Consider the following 24,440-nt stretch of genomic DNA (forward strand, 5'->3'; position numbering starts at 1 on the left):
TATTATTTCATTGAATACAAACCAATTGCATTGCCTTCTGTATCTGCTATAATAGCACAGAAACCATAGGAACCAATTGAAAATTTAGGTTGATGAATAGCACCACCAGCGGCAACTACTCTGCTTTGTTCTACTGCACAATCTTCACAGCCAAAATAAACCAGCGTACTGTTTCCCCCGCATTTCATTCCATCCATTTTTACAAGCGCTCCAGATGCTCCTAAACCATCTTCGGAACCAGGAAAACACTTCATCTGCATGGAAACACCTTCAGGAGTATCCATATCTTCTAACTTTACGTTTAAAACCGTTTCGTAAAATTTCACTGCCCGTTCCATATCTTCTATATAGATTTCGAACCAAGCAACTGGGTTGAATTTTTTACGTTCCATATTTATCTGTTTATACCCAAAAGTACTTCGATAGCAGAACAATTCACTTGCCATAAGACAAGAAATTTATTTTATTTTAAATTATTTTTAGGTATTATTTTCCCATTCCGATTTTAGCAAACTGTAGCAATGTGAATCTTCATAATTGCCATTAAATAAATAATCCTGACGCAAAACACCCTCTTTTACAAAGTTTAAACGTTGCAGTAATTTTAGCGATGGTGTGTTCCAATCTGAAATTAAAGCTTGTATTCTGTGTAAATTCATTTCGTTGAAACCATACGCAATCACTTTTGGCAAAGCTTCGCTCATAAAACCTTTTTCTTTGTAAGTATCGTTTCGCAATGCATAAAATACTTCTGCACGATGGTGTGTGGTATTCCAAGTGTGAAAGCCACATTCACCAATGGTCTTTTGGCTCGCTTTTTCTATCAACAAAAAGAAAAAATGAGACAAACGATGTGTTTCCATTCCTTTTTCGTGCATTTTTTTGTATTGATTAAATGCGCTTTCATCTACAATACCTAAAAAATCCATGATTTGCTCTTTTGTTTGCGTAGCAAATAAATTATTGATGAATTGTGGAGAAATCCCTTTTAAAAGAAGTCGGTCTGTAGAGATTTCGGGTGTTGTGATCATACATTAATTTTCAACTAAAGTAAAAAAATTATGAGGAATAAAAAAAGAGAATCACTTTCGTAATTCTCTTTTTAGTAGCGAAGACGGGAGTTGAACCCGTGACCTCAGGGTTATGAATCCTGCGCTCTAACCAACTGAGCTACCTCGCCGTTTGGTTTCTTATTTCGGTTGCAAATGTATAAATAATTTTAATGCCTGCAAAGAAAAATGAAACTAAAAAATCGCTTTTTTTTCACAACTTTTCTACTGTTCTGTTTTTGAACAACTTAATTCTCTTGTTTTATTGCTTTTCCTTCTCCGTTCTCGGTTACATTCACTGTTTTTGTGAAGCGATAGTACAAATTTCCACTACCACTTATCGTTCCATCAATTCCATTAACTGTGTTGGTATAAATATCGCCAGCACCTGTAGATGCTACTTCAGTAAAAAAGTTCGACAAATCTTTCATGTTTATTTCACCATTTCCTTTATGGTCTATTTTAACAGTGTTTGCATTCCCTTCCACCCGAATACTGCCTTCATTTTCGGTGTTTAAAATCAATTTTTCGGCTTTCACTCTTAAATCCATCGTTCCAGAACCAGCATTCGAAAGGGTTAATTCGCTTGATTCAATAGCTCCTAAATTGCTAATACTCCCTTTATCACCCATCATGGAAATTGCTTCTATATCTTTGCTTGTAAGAGTGATTTTTAATGGTTCTGTTTGGCTTATTACTACAAATCCAGGTTTGCGTTTTAAAGTCAACACCTGATTTTCCACTTTTACCTGAACCAAATGATGCAAATTACCGTCGCCAGATGTGCGGATGGTGTTTTTAAAAGGATTGTTTAGCAATTCAACGGTTAAATCACCATCTATCACTACTTTGGTATATTTTTGCACCCGGCGATTTTTTTCTTGAACCACGCCGTTTCCTTTTATTTTTCGATCTTGAGCATAGCTTGTTACCGTTATCAACGATACAAAAAACAGTGCTAAAATTTTTTTCATAATTAAAATATTTGTTAGGTTAGAATACTTCTTCTGGTAACATTTCAAACACATCTTCGGTAAAATCTAATACTTCTGAGCGGATAAAATTGTTTTTTAAATCGTTCAATCCTTTTTCCATTAAAAGCGGCGTGGTAAACTTTCTACTTACGCCCAAAATATGGTCGTTTAGGTTTACTTTAAAAAACAATTTCCCCGAAGGTGTTTTGTAATGTATGAATTGAATAATTGTAAAATTTCTTTTTAATATATTGATTTCGCTTAAGCAATGCGCTTTTGAAGCATAGCTGTTGCTGGTAAAAACCACATTTCCTTTGCGGTTGTTATAGGTGTATTTATACGTGTTGTTTTCCTTTTTGCTAATTACTAATGTGCCCATATTTGTTTTTAATGCAAACAAATCTATTTATAAAATTACGGAAATGAAAATTGGTTTTGTTGTTTTTTTTAATAAGGATTTACACTTCCAATCCCCGATACTTTTTGTTTTATTTTTAATCCTTTGTGGTTTTTGTAATCTAAATTGCCCACTCCCGATATTTTAATATTTATTTCTTCCGAGCTGTTTACTTTGGCATTTCCTGCTCCTGAAATTTCTATGTCTGACAATTTATTGGTTAAATCTTCGGCAATCAAGTTTCCTGCTCCCGACATATTAGCCTTTAGCTCATTACTAATCCCACGCAAGCGAATATCGCCCGCACCCGTCACAAAAACCGCAGTGTTGTTATTGAATAACTTCACATTTACTTCGCCGGCACCTGAAATGTGGAATTCAATATCATTTGTAAGAGTGATATTATTTGTTGCAATAGAGCCCGAACCTGCTATAACCATTTTTTGTAAATGGGGATTATTCATTTTTATAATCAATGGTGCTTTTTCACCTTGATAGGATATCGATTTTTTATTAGAAATACTTAATAAACTGCCTTTGTTTTCAATGAGCAAATTTTCTACCAATGATTTATCTCCGGTGACTAACAACTCATTTGGAGCAACAGAGGTGTCTAGTTCGATACTTGCTGAAGAATTATTTACCACACTTTCATAAGAAACCAATTGCTTCTTTTGATTAATGATTTCGCCAGAAAGTCCTATTTTCTTGGAACACGAGCATAAACAAAGGCTTAAAAATAGTATGATTACCTGTTTTTTCATATCTTTTTTTGTTTAAAGCTACAAAAAACAATTTATATTTTGAAATTCTTGCCAAACAAAACCTCTTTCTTTTTTAATGGATTCCTTATAATAAACTATCATAGAAAATTGGCTGTTCAATGATATCAAAACCTTACTAGAGCTTTATTGTGTTATAGAATGATTACAAATGAATAACTTTTTATTCGATACTCCACACTATTCATAGAAATCATGCAACTTATTAGATGATAAAAAAATAACCGATAAAATCTATTTTTAACCCCTGGTGCATTATTAAACGAGATTAATTTTTAGGTTGTTAATATTTCTATTAAACACAAATTTATTCAAATATTGAATAGTTGTCAGTGTTGTAATTTTAGCCAGAATTCTTGTTTTAAATCCTTCAAAGGTCTTTGCGTAATTTCTTCTAATCATAAATTGGTCACACAATTGTGAGAACAGAGTTTCAATTCTTTTTCTATATTTTTTGAAATGATAAAATTGAGGTTTATAACCTTTTTGATTTTTTCTTTTCGGAGTTTCTAATTGGATATTGACCTGGTTAAATAAATCAAGTTGAATGGTTTGTGAAAGATAACCTTTATCTCCAAGTAAAACACAATCAGACATTTGCTTTCTTATATCCTGCAAATAATGAATATCGTGGACAGAGGCAGGAGATAAATCAAAACTTTGAAAAACACCAGAAATTGAGCAAACAGCGTGTAATTTATAGCCATAAAAATGTAAATTTTGTGAAGCACAAAATCCCTTGTTGGGAATGGCATAATCGACCTCCTTACATATTTTACTTCTGGAAGAACGTGTTATTTTACACACTTCCAAGGGCATACTATCGACCACAAAATAGTTTTCAAACTCATTAAATTTTTTTACCATTTTCATTCTGATTTCTTCGATAAATGGAAATAATTTTCTTTTTCTTCTGTTGTAAACACTTCGCTCAATTTTAGATTCAATTTCAAAACCCTTAATTTCTCTAAATAGCTGATGTTCAGAATCAATCGATTTAAATTCTGACAAGATTATTAAACTAATTAATTCAATATCAGATAGTTTAGGCTTTATTGGTTTAAAATATAAATTCTCTTTTTCCGAAATTTTCCGCAATTCCTTCAAAATTAATTTGTAACTTGCTTCTAAGTTGCTCATGATTGTATTTGATTGTCAGTCAATACAATATACTACTTTTTTGTATCTTGAGCAACTTTTTATATAATGCACTACGGGTTATTTTTAGTAATTTAATCAGCAAATTCAAGCGTATATCTTCGTAAAATATACAATTAACAATCATCTATTTTATTAATTCACGTATGATGGATGTAGTGCGATTTTTTGTTTAAATAAAGGCTTCGCTAGATTCTGTTCGTCGGTACAGACTTTTGCCGTTTACCCCGCCTGCCTGCTGGCTCATTCGCTAAAAATGTCCACTGGACATTTTCTTTACGCTCTGTGCTTTTAGTGCATACCTCACGATAAACCACCTTGCCATGTACTAACGATTCGGATTGTTAGTCCGCTCGTAAGAGACTTGCACCCTCTGGAAAAATAACACCCCGAAAACTTGGTTCTTAATACTAAATTTTTATTTTTTAACTATTTGAAAAGCTTTCGGGGTGTGTCCTGCATATGCAGGGCACACACAAGGTATTTATGAAATGGCGGCTAAAGTGCTAAAAACAAACGAAGTGCATTTAATGAGCTTCTGTGCTAACACGAAAGTTTCAGTTTCCAAAACCACCACTTCATAAATACCCGAACCGTTATGGGCAAGCTAAAACGACAGAAACCTTAAATTAAACAATTCAAACAAATAGAAAAATGAAAAAAACAACTACCAAAATTGCAGTCGGACTTTTTACTTTATTATCAATCGGACTAACTTCTTGTTCTGAAAAAGAGCCAACCCGAGATGAAATTGTAAAGAAAAATGCGGAAGAGTATATTAAGTCAAAAATGAACGACCCTGAAAGTTATGAATTCGTAAAAATTGAATTGGTTGATTCCGTATTATATAGTGACAATATTGAATACAGAAAAGAAAATTTCAAGAGCGATATGGAATACGACCAAAGCTCACTAGAACGATTAGAGAGATACAATACTGAAATTCCATCTATGTATGACGAACAAGAAGTAAAAGAATTAAACTCTAAAATTGAAAAAAGTAAAAAAATACTAACTAAAATTGACTCATTAGAATCTGAACTTGGCGATAGAAAAAATGAAGTTGCATCATACACGTATATCTTTAGTTTTCGCGGTAATAATGCTTTAGGTGCAAAAATTTTAAATGAATATGCAGTACAAACCAACCCAGCACCTGAATATAAAATCATCAATATGACAGATGACAAAGACAAAATGTACCTTAACCCAAATGATTTTCCTGGATACAGAGAAATGATTGATAAAAATCTGTAAAAAAGCTAGCCCATAATCGATTAAACTGCCCTGCCAGAAACTAGCAGGGAGAGCCCCTCTCACACCACCGAGCGTCCGGGTCACGTACTCGGCGGTTCGCAAAATGATGTATTAAATTCGATGTAATATCCGTGTTTAATTTTTTGAAAAGAATTTTGAAAGTGAAATTTATTTCGTCCTTGCATAAAGCTATATACATTTTTTATTTATATTTTAGTGGTGCAGCGAGTGCATGGGTTTTGCAAAATCCTTTCACTGATAAAACTCGGAAAAAGAACTTCGTAAAACCGCCGCCGCGTTACCTATTCTATAGATTGAAATGCAGAAAACAGCAATCAAAATATTTATTTTATTAGTATTAATCTCGTGTAAACAAGTAAAGCGAGATAATAATAGTAATGAACCAATCCAAAGTGTAGATTTAAACAATGTTAATGATGGTTGGACAATTGAAAAACTTTATAACACCCATATGATTATTTTGATACAATTTTGAGTAATGGTTATCATTTGTCCTTTTCATATATTCAAGATAATGATGATGATGTAATTCAAAAATGTTTAACTTTAAACAGGGGAGATAAAATTATAGATACATTGAATGTTATGGGTTATGCAGCTATTGATAAAAATCTAGGATATGTTGGAGCTGATTTTGAAGAGTATTTTGCGTTTGTTAATTCATACGGTAGTGGAAATCCACATTATCTTTCTTTAAGGAGAAAAAAAAATGCAAAAGAGATAAAATCGGGTTATATAATAACTTCAAATTCTAACCCTGAATTACTTATATACAAAGACAGGAATGATGAGAAATTAAAAATATTTGATTTTGAAAATAATAATGACATTGATATTAGCGATATAAACAATGACTGCTTTTTATGGCAACTAACAGATGCTTTGCTAATAAAAAAAGTAACTGAAAATGAAGTGCATATGGAATATGCAGACAACAGTGATAGTATCAAAAAATATAAATACAACCGCCAACAGCGATAACCGTTACCAAATCCCATTTTTCTGATAACATTTAGAATATCCAACCTCGTTTAAAGCCTTTTAAGGGAGATTTATTTTTTTATAATACACAGAATCTCCACCTCAAGCAATTATTCAACTTTCTTTCAATAAAAACAAACATAATCAGGCTTCATCTATGAGCCATGAAGGGTATTCATCTACATAAATCCATTGGTCTTTTTCTTTTCGAATAAAAATAAAACTTCGGCAAATCTCCTCTTTTCTGCAATAAAACGACACTAAATAACAGGCTTTGGTAGCGTTGCTGTTTAAAACCAATCGGAATATTTTATCAAGCTTCACACAATATTCGTCTTGGCAAATTTTGTCGCTGCTACTGAATTCATAATACGAATGATTTAATTGGTTTAATAATATGGGTTGATTTGTACCTTTAAAATCAATTTGCTTTTTGATTAAATCAATATATTCTTTTCCAATTATGGTATCTAGCCGAACGTGTTTATTTTCCTCAAAATCTTCCAATAAATAAGAATATTCCGTTTGCCAATCGTCCTTATTTTTTAGGTTCTTCAAAGCTGGTTTATACTGATAGGCAAAAAGCGTATCGTTTACATATACGTTTATTTTGCGCTCTTTTAACTCGTTTTCAATTGCTTTTGAAACAAATTCCAAACTATCTAAAGCATTTTTTATTTCTTGGTTTTGAATGGAAACTTCTTCCATTACAGTACCTACAACCAGCCCAAACTGTATCATTTCATATCCTTTTCTTCCTTTGATATAACTTGCAATTGAATTGGGGTTTGTATCTAAATACTGGCTTAAAGTTTGTTTAATAATTGCTTTTTCGGTTTCTAAATCAATTGTTTGTGCCGAAGAAATACTTCCAAAAAATAAAAAAACAAAAAGTATAAGTGCTTTTTTCATGTATTGATAAAAATTAGATGTTAACGTACAATTTAAACAATTAACAAACCAAAATCGCGTAATTGTTCTCCTTGTTTAGAGAAAATAAAAGGTTCAAAATCTTCGTTTGTTTGTTCTTCAAAGCTTTTTTTCATTTGCTGAAAAGACAATGTTCCTTTTGGGTTTACTTTTAAATCATTGCAAAACTGCACAAACCACTCGCCTGCTTCTTTATCAACCTCAACCTGCAACAAATCGTTTTTAGAATGCACATTAATTCGGGCTTTTTCAAACGTTTTTCCTTTTTTAGATTTGGTAAAATGTTCTAACACAGGTTTTGTGCCCAACCAAACCACTTTTTGATTGGCTTTGTAAACCGGAAATGCTTCATTTTCTAAAACAGATACTATATAATCGTGCGGAATTTTGGTGCGGGGAATGTTAAAATCGAACCATTCCTGCAATTCAAAATCTAAACACAAACCGTGCATATAGTTAAAGAGTGATTTCTTTAATCCGAATGAAAATTTATCGTGAACCGCACCCGATTTTTCTTTATGCACCAAATCGTTGTTGGCAAATGTTCCAATTTCTTTTGATAGATTAACCACATCAAACGCTTCTGGATTCAATCCAACCGGACTGTGAGCGGTCATTGCAAACTGATGCCAAAAACCGGATTGCATGATGCCGACTTCAAACATTTGTCGAACCATTTCCAATGAATCAATCGTTTCTTGAGCCGTTTGCGTTGGAAAACCATACATTAAATATGCATGTACCATAATTCCTGCTTCGGTAAAGTTTCTATTCACTCGCGCCACTTGTTCAACGGTTACGCCTTTGTCAATCAATTGTAACAATCTGTCTGATGCTACTTCCAATCCACCCGAAACCGCGATACAACCCGATGCTTTTAATAATCGGCATAAATCTAATGTAAAACTTTTTTCAAACCGCATATTCGTCCACCACGAAACCGAAAGTTTGCGCTTTATAATTTCTAACGCTACTTCGCGCATTAACGCCGGTGGTGCTGCTTCATCTACAAAATGAAAACCGCTGTTGCCTGTTGTGGCAATCAATTGTTCCATTCGGTCAACAATTTCCTTAGCAGCAATGGGTTCGTAAATCTTTATATAATCTAACGAAATATCGCAAAAAGTACATTTCCCCCAATAACAACCGTGTGCCATCGTCAGTTTGTTCCAACGACCATCGCTCCATAAACGATGCATTGGATTTACCACTTCGATTACCGAAATATATTGCGACAAATCAATATCGGTATAATCGGGACAACCAACCTGACTCTGTTTGTAGTCCTGAATCAGCGGGTTGTTCATATACTTCACTTCATCATCTTGCAATAAAAAAGTCCGTTTTAATTCGTTTGCAGAAATTTCATTATTCACAAAACGAATCAACTGTTCGGTTGGCGCTTCGCCATCGTCTAAATTAATAAAATCGAAAAACTGAAACACACGCACATCAGACACAGAACGCAATTCGGTGTTTGGAAAACCGCCGCCCATAACCATTTTTATCTGTGAAAAATTTTGTTTGATGAACTGTGCGCAACGAAACGCGCTGTACAAATTTCCTGGAAAAGGAACCGAAAAACCTACAATTTTAGGATTTGTTTTTTCTATTAATTCGCGTAAACTTTTAAGCGTGATTTGGTCGATATAAGTCGGTTCGCTATGTAACTTGTGGTACAATTCATCAAAAGAATTGGCAGACCTTCCCAAACGTTCGGCATAACGGCTGAATCCGAAATTTTCATCGACTGTTTCTATGATAAAATCCGATAAATCTTCTAAATAAAGCGTAGCAAAATGCTTGGCTTTGTCTTGAAAACCCATTGATCCAAATGCCCAATCCAACTCATCTAACTGTGAAAACCGGCTTGCCTGCGGTAAAAAATCGTCTTGAACAATGGCATTTGCCAATGTAGGATTTTTACCTTGAAGAAACGAAATCACCGAATCTACGGTATGAATATAATCATCTTTTAAAGCAAAAATCCTTTGAGAATTCTCGCCTAAAACCAAATCAGATCGATTGATAAAATCAAATAAATTAATTAATCCCTGTTTGGAAAACAACTTCAAAATCACTTCTATCCCTAAATCGGCTTGATAGGAAGAAATGTTCTTTGTATTTAAAAATCCCTTTAGGTAAACCGTGCCCGGATAAGGCGTGTTCAGTTGCGTAAAAGGCGGTGTAACTAATAAAATTTGTGTCTCCAAACAATGAAAATTTAGGCAAAAATACGATTTACTTATCATTTTTTATTGTGATTTCGCTTTTTAGTCGTTTATAATTTTACCAATAATTTATAGTTTATATGGTGCAACGATTTTAGTATTTTACTAAATTTGAAAAAAATCAGATAAATGTTCCAAATTCCATACGAACAAACCGGCTATTTCTCTCAATTAATGATTGATTACCTTTGTAAAAGCAATCAGTTGAGCACTTTATACAATCGTTTTCCTTCCATAGAAAATTTTAAAGACCAGATTTTAGAAAAGCAAGCGAACTTTCCTTCAGCAAACAGACAAATACTTGCAGACAGCCTGCAAAATCAATATAAAAATTTTTCGGTAACAACTGCCACTCAAAACAACATCAACAACCTTAAAAATAACAATACATTTACTGTTGTAACGGGGCATCAGCTCAATCTTTTCACGGGACCGCTTTACTTTTTATACAAAATTGTTTCTACGATTAATTTGTGTAAAGAATTGAAAAAGAAACATCCCGAATACGATTTTGTACCTGTTTATTGGATGGCGACGGAAGATCATGATTTTGATGAGATTAACTTTTTTAACTTCAACCGAAAAAAATTTCAGTGGAACAAGGAAGTTTCGGGTCCGGTTGGCAGATTGAATACCCATGGATTACAAGCGGTTTTTGATCAATTCAAAAAACAGTTGCCATTAGGAAACAATGCCGACGAACTTGCCCATTTATTTGAAAACACTTATTTAAAAAACAACAATTTAGCCGATGCTACTCGATTTTTAGCGAATGAATTGTTTGGCAACGAAGGTTTGGTTATTGTTGATGGCGATGATGTGGCATTGAAAAAACTTTTTGTTCCACATATAAAGGAAGAATTGACTAATCAGTCGTCTTTTAAAGAAGTTGAGAAAAGTTATGCTATTTTAAAAGATTACATGATTCAGGTAAATCCGCGTGAAATTAATTTATTTTTTATTGAAGACGGCTTGCGAGAACGCATTGTTTTTGAAGAAGATTTCTATAAAGTTTTAAATACCGAAATACAGTTTACAAAAGACGAATTGTTGCATTTGGTTGATACCAATCCAGAGAAATTCAGTCCGAATGTAATTCTGCGTCCGTTGTATCAGGAAGTTATTTTACCGAATTTGTGTTACATTGGCGGCGGCGGCGAACTGGCTTATTGGTTGGAATTGAAGGAAGTTTTTACGTTGCACAACATTACCTTCCCGATGCTTTTATTGAGAAATTCTGTTTTATTGGCAACCGAAAAGCAAAATAAAAAACGAGAGAAATTAAATCTTTCGTGGGAAGAATTGTTTTTAAAAACCGATGATTTCCTGCAAAAGAAAACAAAAGAATTTGCTCAGCACGTATTTGATTTTGAACAGCAAAAACATTTTTTAAAGCAACAGTTTTCCGCTTTAAAAGAAGTTACACTGCAAACCGACAAATCGTTCATTGGTGCGGTAAATGCACAAGAAGCCAAACAAATTAAAGGTTTAGAGAATTTAGAAAAGCGTTATTTTAAAGCCGAGCGTTTAAAAAATCAAGATCAGTTGGACAGAATGCTTGATTTAAAAATTGCTTTGTTCCCAAACAACAGTTTACAGGAACGTATTGATAATTTTTCGACATTATATGTAGATTATGGTAAAGAAATGATGGATATTTTGTTAGAAAACTTAAATCCGTTAGAGCAGCATTTTGCAGTAGTGGTTTTGTAGCTACGCATGCGTTAGGGATAGCAACAGAAAGCCCACAGCGAGGAGGCACGACGAGCGAGGACTTGTCGTGAATAGCCCGACCCCCTATTCTTTTGCGGAATTTTAATACTTTGCATCAATGGTGTTTGAGCCTATATCTTGGTTATGAAACGCAATTTTAGGGGGGAACGCCCAAAAAGAAATTTTTAAATAACTTCACCCACCACAAAAGTACTTCCGCCGATGTAAATTAGGTCGTTTGGTGTAGCATGTTGTTTGGCACACGCTAACGCATTTGGAATAGTATCAAAAACCGTGGATTGGAAACCGTTTGCGCTTAATTTTTCTTTTAAAATGTTTGCATCTAAACCGCGGGGAACATTTGGCTTTGCAACAAAATATTGGGCATTTTTGGGTAGCAATGGCAAAATAGCATCAATATCTTTGTCGTTTACAACGCCAAAAACCATATACAATTTATCAAATTTTTGTTGCTGAACCTGCTTCATTACCAATTCAAGTCCGTTTTTATTGTGTGCTGTATCTGCAACAATCAAAGGTTTTTCAGACAAAACGGTCCATCTGCCTTTTAATCCCGTATTTTTTTGAACATTCAAAAAGCCTTGAACAACTGTTTCATCGGCAATTTCAAAATGGCTTTTTAACAACTGAATTGCTTGGTAGGCCGTTTTTTTATTGTGCGTTTGATAATTTCCTTTTAAATCGGAGTCTAAATCGGGTATATTATTGATTGCAGATGCAAAATAAATTGGTGCATTTTGCTGTTGCGCCACTTGCTGAAACACTTCTTTGGTTTGATTGGTAAATTCACCAATAACCACAGGGATTTTGTTTTTAATGATTCCTGCTTTTTCTGCTGCTATTTCTTCTATAGTATTGCCCAAAACGTTCATGTGGTCCCAGCCAATATTAGTGATAACACTCACTAATGGCGTGATGATATTGGTAGAATCTAAGCGACCGCCTAAACCAACTTCAATCACTGCGATATCAACCTTTTCGTCTGCAAAATATTGAAATGCCATGCCCACAGTCATTTCAAAAAAACTTAATTTGTTCGTTTCTAAAAATGTTTTGTTTTTTTCAATAAAATGTACCACAAAATCTTTAGCTATTTCTTCGCCATTAATGCGAATGCGTTCACGAAAATCAACCAAATGTGGAGAGGTGTACAAGCCCACTTTTAGCCCACATTCTTGCAACACTGAGGCTATTAAAGAAGATGTAGAACCTTTTCCGTTAGTACCGCCCACGTGTATGGTTTTAAACTGCTTTTCGGGCTGGTTTAAATGGGCAGAAAAAAGCAACGTCTTTGTTAAATCTTTCTCAAAAGCAGCGCTGCCAATTCGCTGAAACATGGGCAGCTGTGCAAACATCCAATCTAAGGTTTGGGAATACTTATCCATAAAAGCAAAAAATGTGTTCTATTAATTTAATTATCTGATATTTTTTTCATTATTTAGCACAAATAATTTTTTTAAAAATAACAATCTACAAAAATCATTTTTTTACGCGTTAAATAAAACTTTATGATGACATTTTTTTTGCAAGCTGCACCTGACAGTTTAACCCAAACAACACAAGCGATTGTAGAAAACGTTGCCACAACTAAGGAACTTTCTTTGTTTGAGTTTGTTATGAAAGGCGGTGTTTTTTTAATACCAATTGTAATTTTATTCATTTACACTATTTATCTAACCATTGAAAGATATTTGTTTATTCAAAAAACAGCAAAAAAAACCAATTCTGGTTTAATGGATTCTTTAAGCACACAATTAAACTCTGGAAATTTAGATTTAGCAGTAGCTTCTGTTCAAAGAGAAGATACTTCGGAAGCTAAAGTTTTGCACGAAGGTTTGCTTACAATTGGAAGACCCATTTCAGAGATTGAGTCGAATATGGAAAAAGTTACCAACATCGAAATTGCAAATATGGAACGAAAATTGAACCATTTAGGAACCATTGCCGGTATTGCGCCAACATTGGGATTTGTGGGAACTATTTCGGGAGTAATTAAGATTTTTTATAATATTTCGATTACTGAAAATATTAGTATTGCCAATATTTCTGGAGGATTATATGAAAAAATGATTAGTAGTGGTGCCGGATTAATTGTAGGAATTATCGCTTATGCCGCATACCACATGTTGAATGGAAAAATTGATAATTTTGCATTACGCGCTCAGAAAATCATCTTAAAATTTATTAACATAATACAACGACCAAATGGCCATAAAGAGAAATAGACGATTTCATGCGGAAGTCGCCACTTCATCGTTAAGCGACATCATGTTTTTTCTGCTACTTTTCTTTATTATCATATCTACTTTAGCGAATCCAAATGTAATTAAAATGACATTGCCTAAAGCAGAATCAACAGAAAAAACAAACAAACAGCTGATTACTTTATCTGTAAATGAAAATAAAGAGTTTTTTATTGATAAAGAACCCGTTAATCCGCAAGATTTAGAAGCACATTTGCTAGCAAAGCTAGGCGAAGATAAAACCCAGACTGTGGTGGTAAGAATTCCTTATAACTTACAGGTACAAGATTTGGTAAATGTTTTACAAATTGGTGTTAAGAACAATCTTAAATTTGTAATTGCAACTAATAAACGATAAATTTCATAAAAAAAACTGAGCTTTAGATTAAGCTCAGTTTTTTTTATTTTTTCTTTCTTTTTTCTGCTCGTTTGCGCTCTACAGCTCGGTTTCTTGGTGCCGATTTTCTAGGAGTGCGTTTACCGGGACCGCCTAAATTTACTTTTTTGTTTTTATCTTTTTTCTCGTGAAAAGCTTCACCACGCTCATTATCTATTTTCCGTTTGTTGGTTTTCATTTTCACCTTATCCTTTTCAAACTCTAAACGTTGCTCTTCAATTTTTACATGGGCTGGAATCTCATTTAATGGAATTTCATAATCCATTAAAGATTCAATTTCAAAATGAGTTTCTTCTTCTTTAGGGCTCACAAAACTTATGGCAATACCGTCTTTATCGGCACGTCCTGTTCTACCAATTCGATGAATGTATTGTTCTGGAATTTCGGGCATTTGTAAGTTAAAAACGTGTGTGATATCGGTGATATCTAATCCACGCGCCATTACATCGGTGGTTACCAAGCCCCGCAATTCACCATTTTGAAACAATTCCATTGTGTTTAAACGGTAATTTTGAGTTTTATTGGAATGTATCACGCCAAATTGCTCTGGAAATGCTTCTTCTAAATGTTCTAAAACATAATCTGCTAAACGCTTGTTATTTACGAACAATAACACACGTGTGGTGGTTTCATCGGTTGTTAAAATATCTTTTAAAATGTTTAGTTTCGTAAGAAAATTTGGAACGATATAAGCACTTTGTTTGATTTTTTCTAATGGTGTTCCCGATGGAGCCAATGAAATTTCTTCTGGAAAATTGAAGTAGTCATCTAACAGTTCATCTACTTCTTCGGTCATGGTGGCAGAAAACAAAATATTTTGTCGTTTATCTTTCATCATTGAGAGAATGGATGTTAATTGGGTACGAAAACCTAAATTCAATATTTCATCGAATTCATCAATCACTAATTTCTGCAAGTTATCAAAACGTAAAATATTATCGAGCGCCAAATCCATCACTCTTCCGGGTGTTCCCACCAAAATATCGATTCCGTTGTAAACCGATGTTTTTTGTGTATTGATGTTTACTCCTCCGTATATTCCCAAAACACGGATAGACATGTATTTGGTTAATTTTTCAACTTCTTCCACCACTTGAACAACCAATTCGCGGGTAGGAACCAATATCGCAACGCGAGGCGCATCGGTTGGTTGAAATTTCCATTGTTTTAGTATAGGTAATAAATAGGCAAATGTTTTTCCGGTTCCGGTTTGAGCGATCCCCATAACATCCTTTCCTGATAAAATCGCATTGAATGATTTTTCTTGAATGGGTGTAGGGTTTACAAAGCCTAAATCATCGATTGCTTTTTGTAAAGATTTTGGTAGATTGAATTGCTCAAATGTTGCCATAAAAAAATATTTTGGGCAAAGATAAGCATTCTAGCAAGGAAATGTGGAATTAAACAATTAAATGATTTTTTTTATCACGCGAAGTTTGTGTGTATGGCGACCACTATCTATATTCAAAATACCTAAATGATCTAAACGGTCAATACGCACTTTTCCGTGTGCATGAATGATATAGTTGTTTTCCATGATGATGCCTACATGAATAATTTGCCCTTCTTCGTTATCAAAAAAAGCCAAATCGCCTACTTCGCTTTCTTCGATAAAACTTAAAGGTTCGCCAATTTTTGCTTGTTGAGAAGCGTCTCTGGGAATATAATATCCGTTTAAACGATACACCATCTGCGTGAGCCCCGAACAATCGATGCCAAAAGGGGTTTTTCCACCCCAAAGATAGGGTGCGTTTAGGTATAAAAAAGCAGTTTGCAGAAGGTTTGCTTTGGGCTGAATTCCAGTAGTTTGATTTCCATCAAAAATAAGCGCGTTGGAATTAATATCAGGAAAATTTAAAAACGACAAATCGCTTCCTAACGAAACAGGCATTAACGTGTTTGCACCGGTTACATAATCAATTAAATCTGCACAATATTTTTTAGGTGTTTGCTGTAATTGCAAGTATTGACTTTCAGAAATGGTAATAAATTGTTTGTTATCAATCCATCCTTCATACAAATCGGTAGATAAGGAAATTTTAGACCATTTTTCTTTTTGTTCTAAAATAATAAATGTTTCTCCGAAAAGAACTTGAGTAACTAATTCACTTCTATCCGAAGGTTCAAAACGCAAAGGAACAATTGCTAAATTACAAATTGCAAACATATTTAAGTTTTAAAAGAAGATGAGAAGGGCTTTGATGTACCTTCTCATCTTTATAAAATATATAATTAAACCTTTTCTATAACAATTGCCGATGCACCACCGCCACCATTACAGATTGCAGCTGCACCAATTTTACCATTGTTTTGCTCTAAAACATTTAATAAAGTAACCACAATACGTGCTCCTGAACACCCAAGTGGATGACCCAATGATACAGCACCTCCGTTTACATTCACTTTTGCAGGGTCTAATTCTAGAATATTTGTGTTTGCAATACCAACTACTGAGAAAGCTTCGTTAAACTCAAAAAAATCTACATCATTGATAGCAACACCAGCTTTGTCTAATGCTTTTGGTAATGCTTTTGCAGGTGCGGTTGTGAACCATTGTGGCTCTTGAGCTGCATCTGCAAACCCTTTTATGTATGCTAAAGGTTTTAAGCCTAATTCATTTGCTTTCTCTTCGCTCATTAAAACTACTGCAGCAGCACCATCGTTAATAGTAGAAGCATTTGCAGCGGTAACAGTACCCTCTTTTGTAAAAGCAGGATTCAATGCCGGAATTTTCTCTAACTTCACATTGGTATATTCCTCATCTTTAGTAACCATGATAGGATCACCTTTTCTTTGCGGAACCGCTACTGGTACTACTTCGTTATCAAATTTACCTGCATCCCAAGCAGCTGCAGATCTTTTATATGAATTGATAGCAAATGCATCTTGCTCTTCTCTTGAAATATTGTATTTAGTTGCCGTTGCATCTGCGTAAACGCCCATTGCTTGATTTTCATACGCATCACTTAAACCGTCTTTTTGCATACCATCAATAAAGTTGGTTCCGCCAAACTTGACACCGTTTCTTAAATGCGCGTAATGTGGAATCATACTCATATTTTCCATACCACCAGCAACAATAATATCTGCATCGCCATTTGCAATTGCCTGTGCACCTTGCATTATTGCTTTCATCCCGGAAGCACACACTTTATTAACAGTAGTACAAGGAACTGATTTAGACAAACCAGCTAATATAGCAGCTTGGCGTGCAGGAGCCTGACCAACGCCAGCTTGCACCACATTTCCCATTAAAACTTCTTCAACTTTATTTGGATCTAAATTGATTTTATCTAAAGCACCTTTAATTGCTGCTGCACCTAATTTTGTGGCAGGAACGGAAGATAAAGCGCCCATAAAACTACCTATTGCAGTTCTCGCAGCTGATACAATTACTACTTTTTTACTCATAAATTATTAAAGTTTTGTTTCATGCGAATGTACTAAAATTAATGCTTTTTTACAACATTTTTTTGACGGTGAAATAACCACCAGCTTTTTGTTTGTTTATATAAAAAAATAAATAATGTTTTATTTTACTGATTATTAATAGAATGGTAGTATAAAACCTTTTGTTTTTAAAAAAAATACAATAAATACTTGCAAAGTCTTAAATCTCGTTATACATTTGCAACCGCTTAACTGATTTAAGATGAGTTATAGCAGGAGAGGTGCCGGAGTGGTAACGGAGCAGATTGCTAATCTGTCATCGGGTAACCGATGCCAGGGTTCGAATCCCTGTCTCTCCGCGGTTAATGACCAATTCGGGGTGTAGCGTAGCCCGGTCATCGCGCCTGGTTTGGGACCAGGAGGTCGCAGGTTCGAATCCTGCCACCCCGACATTTTAAACAGTTGTTTGTTTAAGGTTGGGTCCAATAGCTCAGCTGGATAGAGCAACTGCCTTCTAAGCAGTAGGTCTCAGGTTCGAATCCTGATTGGATCACAAAAATTAAGATTCTTTTTAGAATCGTTTTCGACTCGATAGCTCAGTTGGTAGAGCACAACACTTTTAATGTTGGGGTCCTGGGTTCGAGCCCCAGTCGGGTCACAATTGAAGTTTACAGGCCGCGTGGAGGAATTGGTAGACTCGCCATCTTGAGGGGGTGGTGCTGAAAGGCGTATGGGTTCGACTCCCATCGTGGTCACGAAAAAGTCGAAATAATATTGACTCGATAGCTCAGTTGGTAGAGCACAACACTTTTAATGTTGGGGTCCTGGGTTCGAGCCCCAGTCGGGTCACAAAATTTTATTGATAAGTTACGGACTTTTTAGTTCAATGACTCGATAGCTCAGTTGGTAGAGCACAACACTTTTAATGTTGGGGTCCTGGGTTCGAGCCCCAGTCGGGTCACAAAATTTTATTGATAAGTTACGAACTTTTTAGTTCAATGACTCGATAGCTCAGTTGGTAGAGCACAACACTTTTAATGTTGGGGTCCTGGGTTCGAGCCCCAGTCGGGTCACAAAAATCATATTCTTTTAGATTTTTAGGAGAGGTGCCGGAGTGGTAACGGAGCAGATTGCTAATCTGTCATCGGGTAACCGATGCCAGGGTTCGAATCCCTGTCTCTCCGCGGTTAATGACCAATTCGGGGTGTAGCGTAGCCCGGTCATCGCGCCTGGTTTGGGACCAGGAGGTCGCAGGTTCGAATCCTGCCACCCCGACATTTTAAACAGTTGTTTGTTTAAGGTTGGGTCCAATAGCTCAGCTGGATAGAGCAACTGCCTTCTAAGCAGTAGGTCTCAGGTTCGAATCCTGATTGGATCACATACAAATCGTACTTTATTTAGTGCGATTTTTTTATGTGTATTTCTACTGATTTTTAAGTTTTATTGACATTCCTTCTTCCAAAATTATGATATTTTTCCAAATTTAAAAAGAACTTTAAATTAAGGTTTAAGACATTAGAATTTTAATTTCAAAATTAAAACTGCTAGATTTTAACGCTCAAAAAAATACTTCCATCTGCAACTTTTTTAGTAGCATTCCAATGCTTGCTCTGGTTTATTAAAAGAAACAACGATATAAAAATATATTTTCGACATCACTAATAACTACTATATTGAAAAAACAGCAGTGTTTTTCATGCAGTTGAAAATTTTGTAATAGTGCTTTTAATTGCTCTATTTTTAAATTTTTAAATAAATGAAAAGCGGGTATTTTTTATTGTTTCCTAACTTCCAGTTGGTTCTATCTTTTACCAAAATCACCGATTAATTATATGAAATTAAGCTAAAAATAATCTGTGAAATCCATTTCATGAGCGTACACAGTACCTAGGAAAGAATACATTAATATTTTTAAAATCAAATTTTTAACCCAATTTAAACACAATTAGTTTGTTGATTTTTATTGTCATGAATTGAAGTTAATAATACAAATTGATAGGAGTAGTCATGATATTTAAATATGAAAACGACACCAATCATCAAGATGAACCTGATACATTGATTGTTCATTTTATTCGTTTCACTGAAGTGATGATAAAAAAAGAAATTTTCAGTGTTATTCTATCAATTGAAGAACAAGAAAGTTAAATCAACATCCTTCCTGCGCCCTCTTAAAATACGAAGAAATAAAATTCTTATTGTAAAAAAAGATAAACGATTAACGCATCTTTAAAAGCATTTCTTCCAAGCTTGTTTTCCAGTGCGGAACGGCAACTTGGTACACTTCTTTAATTTTTGATTTATCCAGCAATGAAAAATGAGGTCGCTTTGCGGGTGTGGGAAAAGCATCGCTGCCAATGGCGTTTACGGTGGTGCTGAAGCCTTTGATTTCTTTTATTGCTGTGGCAAATTCATGCCAACTTATTTTACCTTCGTTACTGTAGTGATAAACTCCTTGAACAAACACAGGTGCTTCTACAATCGTCATGATGGCTTGTGCCAAATCGCGAGCATAGGTCGGCGTGCCTACTTGGTCTGCCACCACCCCTATTTCATCACGTTCGCTCATTAAACGCAGCATGGTTTTTACAAAATTAGCTCCGTACGTTGAATATACCCAAGCGGTGCGAATGATGACATTGTTGGCACCTGAAGCTTGTAAAGCTTGTTCGCCTTGCAGCTTTGTTTGTCCGTACACGTTGATTGGATCTGGTGTATCGGTTTCCTTTAACGGTGTTTCACTGTTGCCATCAAATACATAATCGGTAGATATATGAATGACTTTTGCTTGGTTTGTTGCGGCCCACTCACCAATTGTTTGCACAGCGATATGGTTTACAGCATTGCACAGTTCTTGGTCACTTTCGGCTTTATCAACGGCTGTATATGCGCCTGCACTTACAATAATCCCTGGTTTTTCGGTTTTTAAAACTTCGAGAATCTGTTCCGGATTACTTAAATCCATTTCCTCACGATCTACAAAAACCATTTGGTGTTGAGGATATAATTCTTTTAAATCGTATAATTCGGATCCTAGTTGACCTTGACGACCGGTGATTAATATTTTCATCTTAGAAGGTGTTATGGTTAAATGGTTAAATGGTGGTTCGATGAACTGATTATTTGATGAACTGACAAAGTAACATAATAACGATTAAACATATCATCAATTAAACAGTTAAATACATCAACGATTAAACAATTCTACAAATGAACAAATTATCAATTAAACAATTGATTAAAAGTTGGCAAAATGATGTCTTTTTCTGATACGATCTCATCTTCTGCCTCTATTCCCCAATCAATAAGTAATTCAGGTGAATTGTAAAAAACGCCTTGTTCTGATTCTTTGTTATAAAAATTATCACATTTATAAAAAAAGATTGCTTCTTCGCTCAATACCGAAAAACCATGCAAAAAGCCACGTGGAATAAACAACTGCTGATTATTTTCTGCTGATAAATGCACGGCTACATGCTGACCAAAAGTGTCTGAGTCTGGACGGGCATCAACAGCTACATCAATTACTTCGCCTTTTAAAACGCGTACCAATTTTGCTTGGGCATGAGCACCTGCTTGCGCATGCAATCCGCGTATCACTCCTCTTGTGGAATAACTTTGATTGTCTTGCACAAAATGGGTGTTTGTTCCCGTTAAATCGTTAAATGTTTTTTCGTTAAAGCTTTCAAAAAAGTACCCGCGTTCGTCTTCAAACTTGCGTGGTTCTATAATAAAACAGCCTTTTAGTTTTGTTTCGAATATTTGCATGTGATAATATGGTAACGCAGTGACACCGTAAACAAGTGACACAGCTATATTTAATTATTTTTTTTGTAAACTTTGAATTAATTTCAACAACATTCTTCTAATAGAAGCGTTTTCATCCAACAATTCATTCTTATCGATATTCCCCTTAAACCCTAACAAAACAGCTAATTCTATTTGTGTTTCAACTTCAGCTAAAGAACCTAAGGCGATGTACAAAAATTGAATAAATTCTTTATGATACTGTCTTGCAGCTCCTTCAGCGATATTACTTGGTATAGAAACAGCCGCTCGCCGTAATTGACTGGTTAATCCATATCGTTCTTCAAGCGGAAAACCTTGTGTAAAATTATATATAGACTTAACATATAAGAGTGATCTTTGATAAACAATCAAATCTTTATGACTTTTCATAACATTTTATCTTTTAATTCTGCAATGGTCACTTGGTCACTCCGTCACTTGGTCACCCCGTCACTCGGTCACTCCTCTTCTCCTTTACTTATACTGCCCCTCATAATATTTCTGATAATCTCCCGATGTGACATTGTTCAGCCAATCTTGATTGTCCATAAACCAATCAATTGTTTTTGCCAACCCTTGTTCAAAGGTTACGCTTGGATACCATCCCAATTCTTTATTAATCTTATTCGCATCAATGGCATAACGCAAATCGTGCCCCGGACGGTCTTTCACAAAGGTAATCAACTGTTCACTAGTGCCTGGTTCTCTACCTAATTTGGCATCCATTTGCTTGCACAATTCTTTGACTAAATCAATATTTGTCCATTCATTAAATCCACCCACATTATAACTCGCACCGTTTTTTCCTTCGTGGAAAACCAAATCAATCGCTTTGGCATGATCAATCACAAACAACCAATCGCGGGTATATTTTCCATCACCATAAATTGGCAACGGCTTGTTATTGATGATATTATGGATACACAACGGAATTAATTTTTCTGGAAAATGGTTCGGGCCATAATTGTTGGAACAATTGGTCATGATGATCGGCATGCCGTATGTATCGTGATATGCACGCACAAAATGGTCAGAAGATGCTTTGGAAGCGGAATAAGGCGAGTGCGGATCGTATTTAGTATCTTCGGTAAAGAAACCTTCGCTGCCCAACGCACCAAAAACCTCATCGGTTGACACATGATGGAAACGTTTACCCTCATAATTATCTTTCCATATTTCACGTGCGGCATTTAATAGATTCACCGTACCAATTACGTTGGTCATCACAAAAGCCAAAGGATCGGCAATGGAACGATCTACGTGCGACTCGGCTGCCAAGTGAATAACGCCGGTTGGTTGGTATTTTTCAAAAACACGATTAACAGCCTCTGCATCACAAATATCAACTTTTTCAAAATGATAATTGGGCAAGTGATCGATATCTTTTAAATTTTCTAAATTACCAGCGTAGGTCAACACATCTACATTTACGATGGTATAATCGGGATATTTGGTCACCAATTCGCGTACCACGTGCGAACCGATGAATCCGGCTCCACCTGTAATGATAAGGGTATGTTTCATTTTTTTGAATGTTTCTAATCGAATGGGTTCAAAGATACTATTTTATTATTACTTTTCTGTTTGTTGCTGAAATTTCCAAGAGGTTTGCATAGAGGTTTCTAAGCTGGTTGTGGGCTGCCAATTAAGTTGGTTTTTTGCTAACGAATAATCGGCAAATGCTTGCACAATATCACCTGCTCTGCGGGGTTTCATTTCATAGGGTATTTTGATTCCGTTTGCTTGTTCAAAAGCATGTACAATTTCTAGAACTGTTGAGCCGGTACCTGAACCCAAATTAAAAAACTCTAAATGAGCTTGGTTTTTCTTATCCAACAAACGTTGCATGGCTTTAACGTGGGCATCGGCTAAATCATTTACATCGATATAATCGCGAATAGCTGTGCCGTCGCGCGTATCGTAATCGTTGCCAAAAATTCCTAAACGTTCCCTTATTCCCAACGCTGTTTGCGTAACATATGGAACTAAATTATTAGGTATGCCGCTTGGCAATTCACCAATCACTCCAGATGCATGAGCACCAACAGGATTAAAATACCGCAAGGCTATGGCGTTTTTTTGTGTAGCTTTCACAAAATCTTCAATGATCTCCTCGCCTATTTTTTTGGTGTTTCCATAAGGCGACTCTGGTTTTTTCAGCGGTGTTTGTTCATGTATCGGCATTTCATCTGCTTGTCCGTACACGGTACACGATGAGGAAAAAATAAAATGGTCTGCCGCATAATCGTCCATTGCTTGCAAAACATTCATCAATCCCAACAAATTATTGCGGTAATAAAGCAAAGGTTTTTCTACTGATTCGCCTACTGCTTTGTAAGCTGCAAAATGAATGATACCATCAATATCATGTGATTGAAAAAAAACATTCACCGCATTTGCATCTTTCAAATCGATATTGTAAAAAACCGGCTGTATGTTGGTAATGGATGTGATTTTTTCCCAAACGTTTAGATGGGAATTTGATAAATCGTCTATAATATACACTTGAAAACCGGCTTGCTGCAAAGCCACTACGGTGTGGGAACCAATATAGCCTAAGCCACCTGTTACCAATATATTTTTCATTTTTTTCTTTTTTAAGAGTGAATTTTGGGTGCTTACTCGTTGCTTTTAATGCTTTCTTTTTCGGCTACGCTTTTGCGCAAACCCGAACTTGAGAAACGGTGATCGCGTTGGTTAAAATACATTGCAATACCTTTTTCCTCACAATAAGCTCTACCAGTAAAATTCTTATCGCGGTATTCTTCTCCTAAAATACGAACATCGATTTTAAACGACCGAAGAATATCTTCTAAATCTTGCTCGGTTGCGTAAGGAACAATTTCATCAACATGAATACATCCTTTTAACTGAATATACCGCTCTACAACGCTTTGGGCGGGTTTGTTTTTTTCAGGTCGATCTATTGTGGGATCGGTTTGCAACCCACAAATTAAATAATCGCACTGACGTTTTGCGTCTTCGAGCATTTTTATATGTCCTGCGTGCAACAAATCGAACGCACTAAAAGTAATTCCTATTTTCATAATGTTTTGTATAACTCTTCAGAAAAAATGTATTTTCGAAGGATGCATCACTTTTACTTC

General features: G+C 35.2%; 24 protein-coding genes and 12 tRNA genes. 17 read left to right on the forward strand and 19 right to left on the reverse strand.

From position 1 onward, the window contains the following. Positions 1-2: 2 nt before the first annotated feature. The 7 genes from MG290_RS05550 to MG290_RS05580 all read right to left on the reverse strand — a co-directional run bounded on the left by MG290_RS05550 (position 3) and on the right by MG290_RS05580 (position 4,342). Complete coding sequence (locus MG290_RS05550; RefSeq protein ID WP_264562873.1) at positions 3-392, reverse strand: VOC family protein; 390 nt, start codon at positions 390-392, stop codon at positions 3-5. 87 nt (positions 393-479) lie between these two features. Then, positions 480-1,031: a GNAT family N-acetyltransferase gene (locus MG290_RS05555; protein ID WP_264562874.1), complete on the reverse strand. Its 552-nt coding sequence runs from the start codon at positions 1,029-1,031 to the stop codon at positions 480-482. 75 nt (positions 1,032-1,106) lie between these two features. Continuing rightward, positions 1,107-1,180: transfer RNA gene (locus tag MG290_RS05560), tRNA-Met, on the reverse strand. Between the two features lie 117 nt (positions 1,181-1,297). Continuing rightward, on the reverse strand, positions 1,298-2,023 hold the full coding sequence (locus tag MG290_RS05565) for a head GIN domain-containing protein (RefSeq protein WP_264562875.1): 726 nt from the start codon (positions 2,021-2,023) through the stop codon (positions 1,298-1,300). Between the two features lie 19 nt (positions 2,024-2,042). After that, on the reverse strand, positions 2,043-2,402 hold the full coding sequence (locus tag MG290_RS05570) for a hypothetical protein (RefSeq protein ID WP_257498281.1): 360 nt from the start codon (positions 2,400-2,402) through the stop codon (positions 2,043-2,045). Between the two features lie 68 nt (positions 2,403-2,470). Next, a complete protein-coding gene (locus MG290_RS05575; RefSeq protein WP_264562876.1) occupies positions 2,471-3,184 on the reverse strand; it encodes a head GIN domain-containing protein in 714 nt (237 codons plus the stop codon). Positions 3,185-3,460: 276 nt separating this feature from the next. Beyond that, positions 3,461-4,342, reverse strand: a complete 882-nt coding sequence (locus MG290_RS05580) for an IS982 family transposase (RefSeq protein WP_264562026.1) — start codon at positions 4,340-4,342, stop codon at positions 3,461-3,463. Positions 4,343-5,014: 672 nt separating this feature from the next. On the opposite strand from MG290_RS05580, the gene MG290_RS05585 reads away from it, so the two are divergent. Next, entirely contained in the window at positions 5,015-5,617 is a 603-nt protein-coding gene (locus tag MG290_RS05585) for a hypothetical protein (protein ID WP_264562877.1), read from the forward strand. A gap of 492 nt (positions 5,618-6,109) precedes the next feature. Continuing rightward, on the forward strand, positions 6,110-6,619 hold the full coding sequence (locus MG290_RS05590) for a hypothetical protein (RefSeq protein ID WP_264562878.1): 510 nt from the start codon (positions 6,110-6,112) through the stop codon (positions 6,617-6,619). A gap of 144 nt (positions 6,620-6,763) precedes the next feature. Here the strand turns inward: MG290_RS05590 and MG290_RS05595 are convergent, their stop codons facing one another. Both MG290_RS05595 and MG290_RS05600 read right to left on the reverse strand, forming a co-directional pair. Further along, the gene (locus MG290_RS05595) at positions 6,764-7,531 is read right to left on the reverse strand and encodes a hypothetical protein (RefSeq protein ID WP_264562879.1); all 768 of its coding nucleotides are present in this window, start codon (positions 7,529-7,531) and stop codon (positions 6,764-6,766) included. A gap of 32 nt (positions 7,532-7,563) precedes the next feature. After that, complete coding sequence (locus MG290_RS05600; RefSeq protein WP_264562880.1) at positions 7,564-9,762, reverse strand: B12-binding domain-containing radical SAM protein; 2,199 nt, start codon at positions 9,760-9,762, stop codon at positions 7,564-7,566. Positions 9,763-9,909: 147 nt separating this feature from the next. Here MG290_RS05600 and bshC point away from each other — a divergent pair, with 147 nt between their 5' ends. Continuing rightward, on the forward strand, positions 9,910-11,493 hold the full coding sequence (gene bshC, locus MG290_RS05605; protein ID WP_264562881.1) for a bacillithiol biosynthesis cysteine-adding enzyme BshC: 1,584 nt from the start codon (positions 9,910-9,912) through the stop codon (positions 11,491-11,493). Positions 11,494-11,678: 185 nt separating this feature from the next. On the opposite strand, the gene MG290_RS05610 is transcribed toward bshC, so the two are convergent. Further along, the gene (locus MG290_RS05610) at positions 11,679-12,899 is read right to left on the reverse strand and encodes a bifunctional folylpolyglutamate synthase/dihydrofolate synthase (protein WP_264562882.1); all 1,221 of its coding nucleotides are present in this window, start codon (positions 12,897-12,899) and stop codon (positions 11,679-11,681) included. 126 nt (positions 12,900-13,025) lie between these two features. On the opposite strand from MG290_RS05610, the gene MG290_RS05615 reads away from it, so the two are divergent. Then, positions 13,026-13,739, forward strand: a complete 714-nt coding sequence (locus MG290_RS05615) for a MotA/TolQ/ExbB proton channel family protein (protein ID WP_264563183.1) — start codon at positions 13,026-13,028, stop codon at positions 13,737-13,739. Continuing rightward, positions 13,720-14,115: an ExbD/TolR family protein gene (locus MG290_RS05620; RefSeq protein WP_257498653.1), complete on the forward strand. Its 396-nt coding sequence runs from the start codon at positions 13,720-13,722 to the stop codon at positions 14,113-14,115. Before MG290_RS05615 ends, MG290_RS05620 begins: the two co-directional genes overlap by 20 nt. A gap of 43 nt (positions 14,116-14,158) precedes the next feature. On the opposite strand, the gene MG290_RS05625 is transcribed toward MG290_RS05620, so the two are convergent. The 3 genes from MG290_RS05625 to MG290_RS05635 form a co-directional block, all read right to left on the reverse strand. Continuing rightward, complete coding sequence (locus tag MG290_RS05625; protein WP_264562883.1) at positions 14,159-15,505, reverse strand: DEAD/DEAH box helicase; 1,347 nt, start codon at positions 15,503-15,505, stop codon at positions 14,159-14,161. A gap of 57 nt (positions 15,506-15,562) precedes the next feature. Then, on the reverse strand, positions 15,563-16,321 hold the full coding sequence (locus MG290_RS05630) for a C40 family peptidase (protein WP_257498651.1): 759 nt from the start codon (positions 16,319-16,321) through the stop codon (positions 15,563-15,565). 65 nt (positions 16,322-16,386) lie between these two features. Beyond that, positions 16,387-17,565 carry a thiolase family protein gene (locus MG290_RS05635; RefSeq protein ID WP_264562884.1) on the reverse strand — a complete coding sequence of 393 codons (1,179 nt, stop codon included), beginning with the start codon at positions 17,563-17,565 and terminating at the stop codon, positions 16,387-16,389. Positions 17,566-17,819: 254 nt separating this feature from the next. Here MG290_RS05635 and MG290_RS05640 point away from each other — a divergent pair. From MG290_RS05640 to MG290_RS05695, 12 genes are all read left to right on the forward strand, one after another. Continuing rightward, positions 17,820-17,903: transfer RNA gene (locus MG290_RS05640), tRNA-Ser, on the forward strand. Between the two features lie 16 nt (positions 17,904-17,919). Next, positions 17,920-17,994: transfer RNA gene (locus MG290_RS05645), tRNA-Pro, on the forward strand. 29 nt (positions 17,995-18,023) lie between these two features. Beyond that, positions 18,024-18,097: transfer RNA gene (locus MG290_RS05650), tRNA-Arg, on the forward strand. Positions 18,098-18,129: 32 nt separating this feature from the next. Next, positions 18,130-18,202 (forward strand) — tRNA-Lys (locus MG290_RS05655). A gap of 15 nt (positions 18,203-18,217) precedes the next feature. Then, a tRNA-Leu gene (locus tag MG290_RS05660) sits at positions 18,218-18,299 on the forward strand. A 21-nt stretch (positions 18,300-18,320) separates the two neighbouring features. Continuing rightward, positions 18,321-18,393: transfer RNA gene (locus tag MG290_RS05665), tRNA-Lys, on the forward strand. Positions 18,394-18,432: 39 nt separating this feature from the next. Next, positions 18,433-18,505, forward strand: a tRNA-Lys gene (locus tag MG290_RS05670). 39 nt (positions 18,506-18,544) lie between these two features. After that, positions 18,545-18,617, forward strand: a tRNA-Lys gene (locus tag MG290_RS05675). Positions 18,618-18,644: 27 nt separating this feature from the next. Continuing rightward, positions 18,645-18,728 (forward strand) — tRNA-Ser (locus tag MG290_RS05680). A 16-nt stretch (positions 18,729-18,744) separates the two neighbouring features. Next, a tRNA-Pro gene (locus MG290_RS05685) sits at positions 18,745-18,819 on the forward strand. 29 nt (positions 18,820-18,848) lie between these two features. Then, positions 18,849-18,922: transfer RNA gene (locus MG290_RS05690), tRNA-Arg, on the forward strand. A 629-nt stretch (positions 18,923-19,551) separates the two neighbouring features. Further along, positions 19,552-19,692 (forward strand): hypothetical protein, encoded by a 141-nt coding sequence (locus MG290_RS05695; RefSeq protein WP_264562885.1) that lies wholly within the window; start codon positions 19,552-19,554, stop codon positions 19,690-19,692. A gap of 70 nt (positions 19,693-19,762) precedes the next feature. Here the strand turns inward: MG290_RS05695 and rfbD are convergent, their stop codons facing one another. The 6 genes from rfbD to MG290_RS05725 all read right to left on the reverse strand — a co-directional run bounded on the left by rfbD (position 19,763) and on the right by MG290_RS05725 (position 24,380). Continuing rightward, positions 19,763-20,614: a dTDP-4-dehydrorhamnose reductase gene (rfbD, locus tag MG290_RS05700; protein WP_264562886.1), complete on the reverse strand. Its 852-nt coding sequence runs from the start codon at positions 20,612-20,614 to the stop codon at positions 19,763-19,765. A 152-nt stretch (positions 20,615-20,766) separates the two neighbouring features. Further along, entirely contained in the window at positions 20,767-21,312 is a 546-nt protein-coding gene (gene rfbC, locus MG290_RS05705) for a dTDP-4-dehydrorhamnose 3,5-epimerase (RefSeq protein ID WP_264562887.1), read from the reverse strand. A 54-nt stretch (positions 21,313-21,366) separates the two neighbouring features. Next, on the reverse strand, positions 21,367-21,723 hold the full coding sequence (locus tag MG290_RS05710) for a four helix bundle protein (protein ID WP_264562888.1): 357 nt from the start codon (positions 21,721-21,723) through the stop codon (positions 21,367-21,369). A gap of 84 nt (positions 21,724-21,807) precedes the next feature. Continuing rightward, positions 21,808-22,857, reverse strand: coding sequence for a dTDP-glucose 4,6-dehydratase (gene rfbB, locus MG290_RS05715; protein WP_264562889.1), 1,050 nt, complete (start codon positions 22,855-22,857; stop codon positions 21,808-21,810). A 48-nt stretch (positions 22,858-22,905) separates the two neighbouring features. Then, positions 22,906-23,919: a UDP-glucose 4-epimerase GalE gene (gene galE / locus MG290_RS05720; RefSeq protein WP_264562890.1), complete on the reverse strand. Its 1,014-nt coding sequence runs from the start codon at positions 23,917-23,919 to the stop codon at positions 22,906-22,908. Positions 23,920-23,951: 32 nt separating this feature from the next. Next, the gene (locus MG290_RS05725) at positions 23,952-24,380 is read right to left on the reverse strand and encodes an adenylyltransferase/cytidyltransferase family protein (protein ID WP_264562891.1); all 429 of its coding nucleotides are present in this window, start codon (positions 24,378-24,380) and stop codon (positions 23,952-23,954) included. Positions 24,381-24,440 lie beyond the last annotated feature (60 nt).

Origin of the sequence: Flavobacterium sp. CBA20B-1 (assembly GCF_028473145.1) — a bacterium.
Taxonomy (GTDB): domain Bacteria; phylum Bacteroidota; class Bacteroidia; order Flavobacteriales; family Flavobacteriaceae; genus Flavobacterium.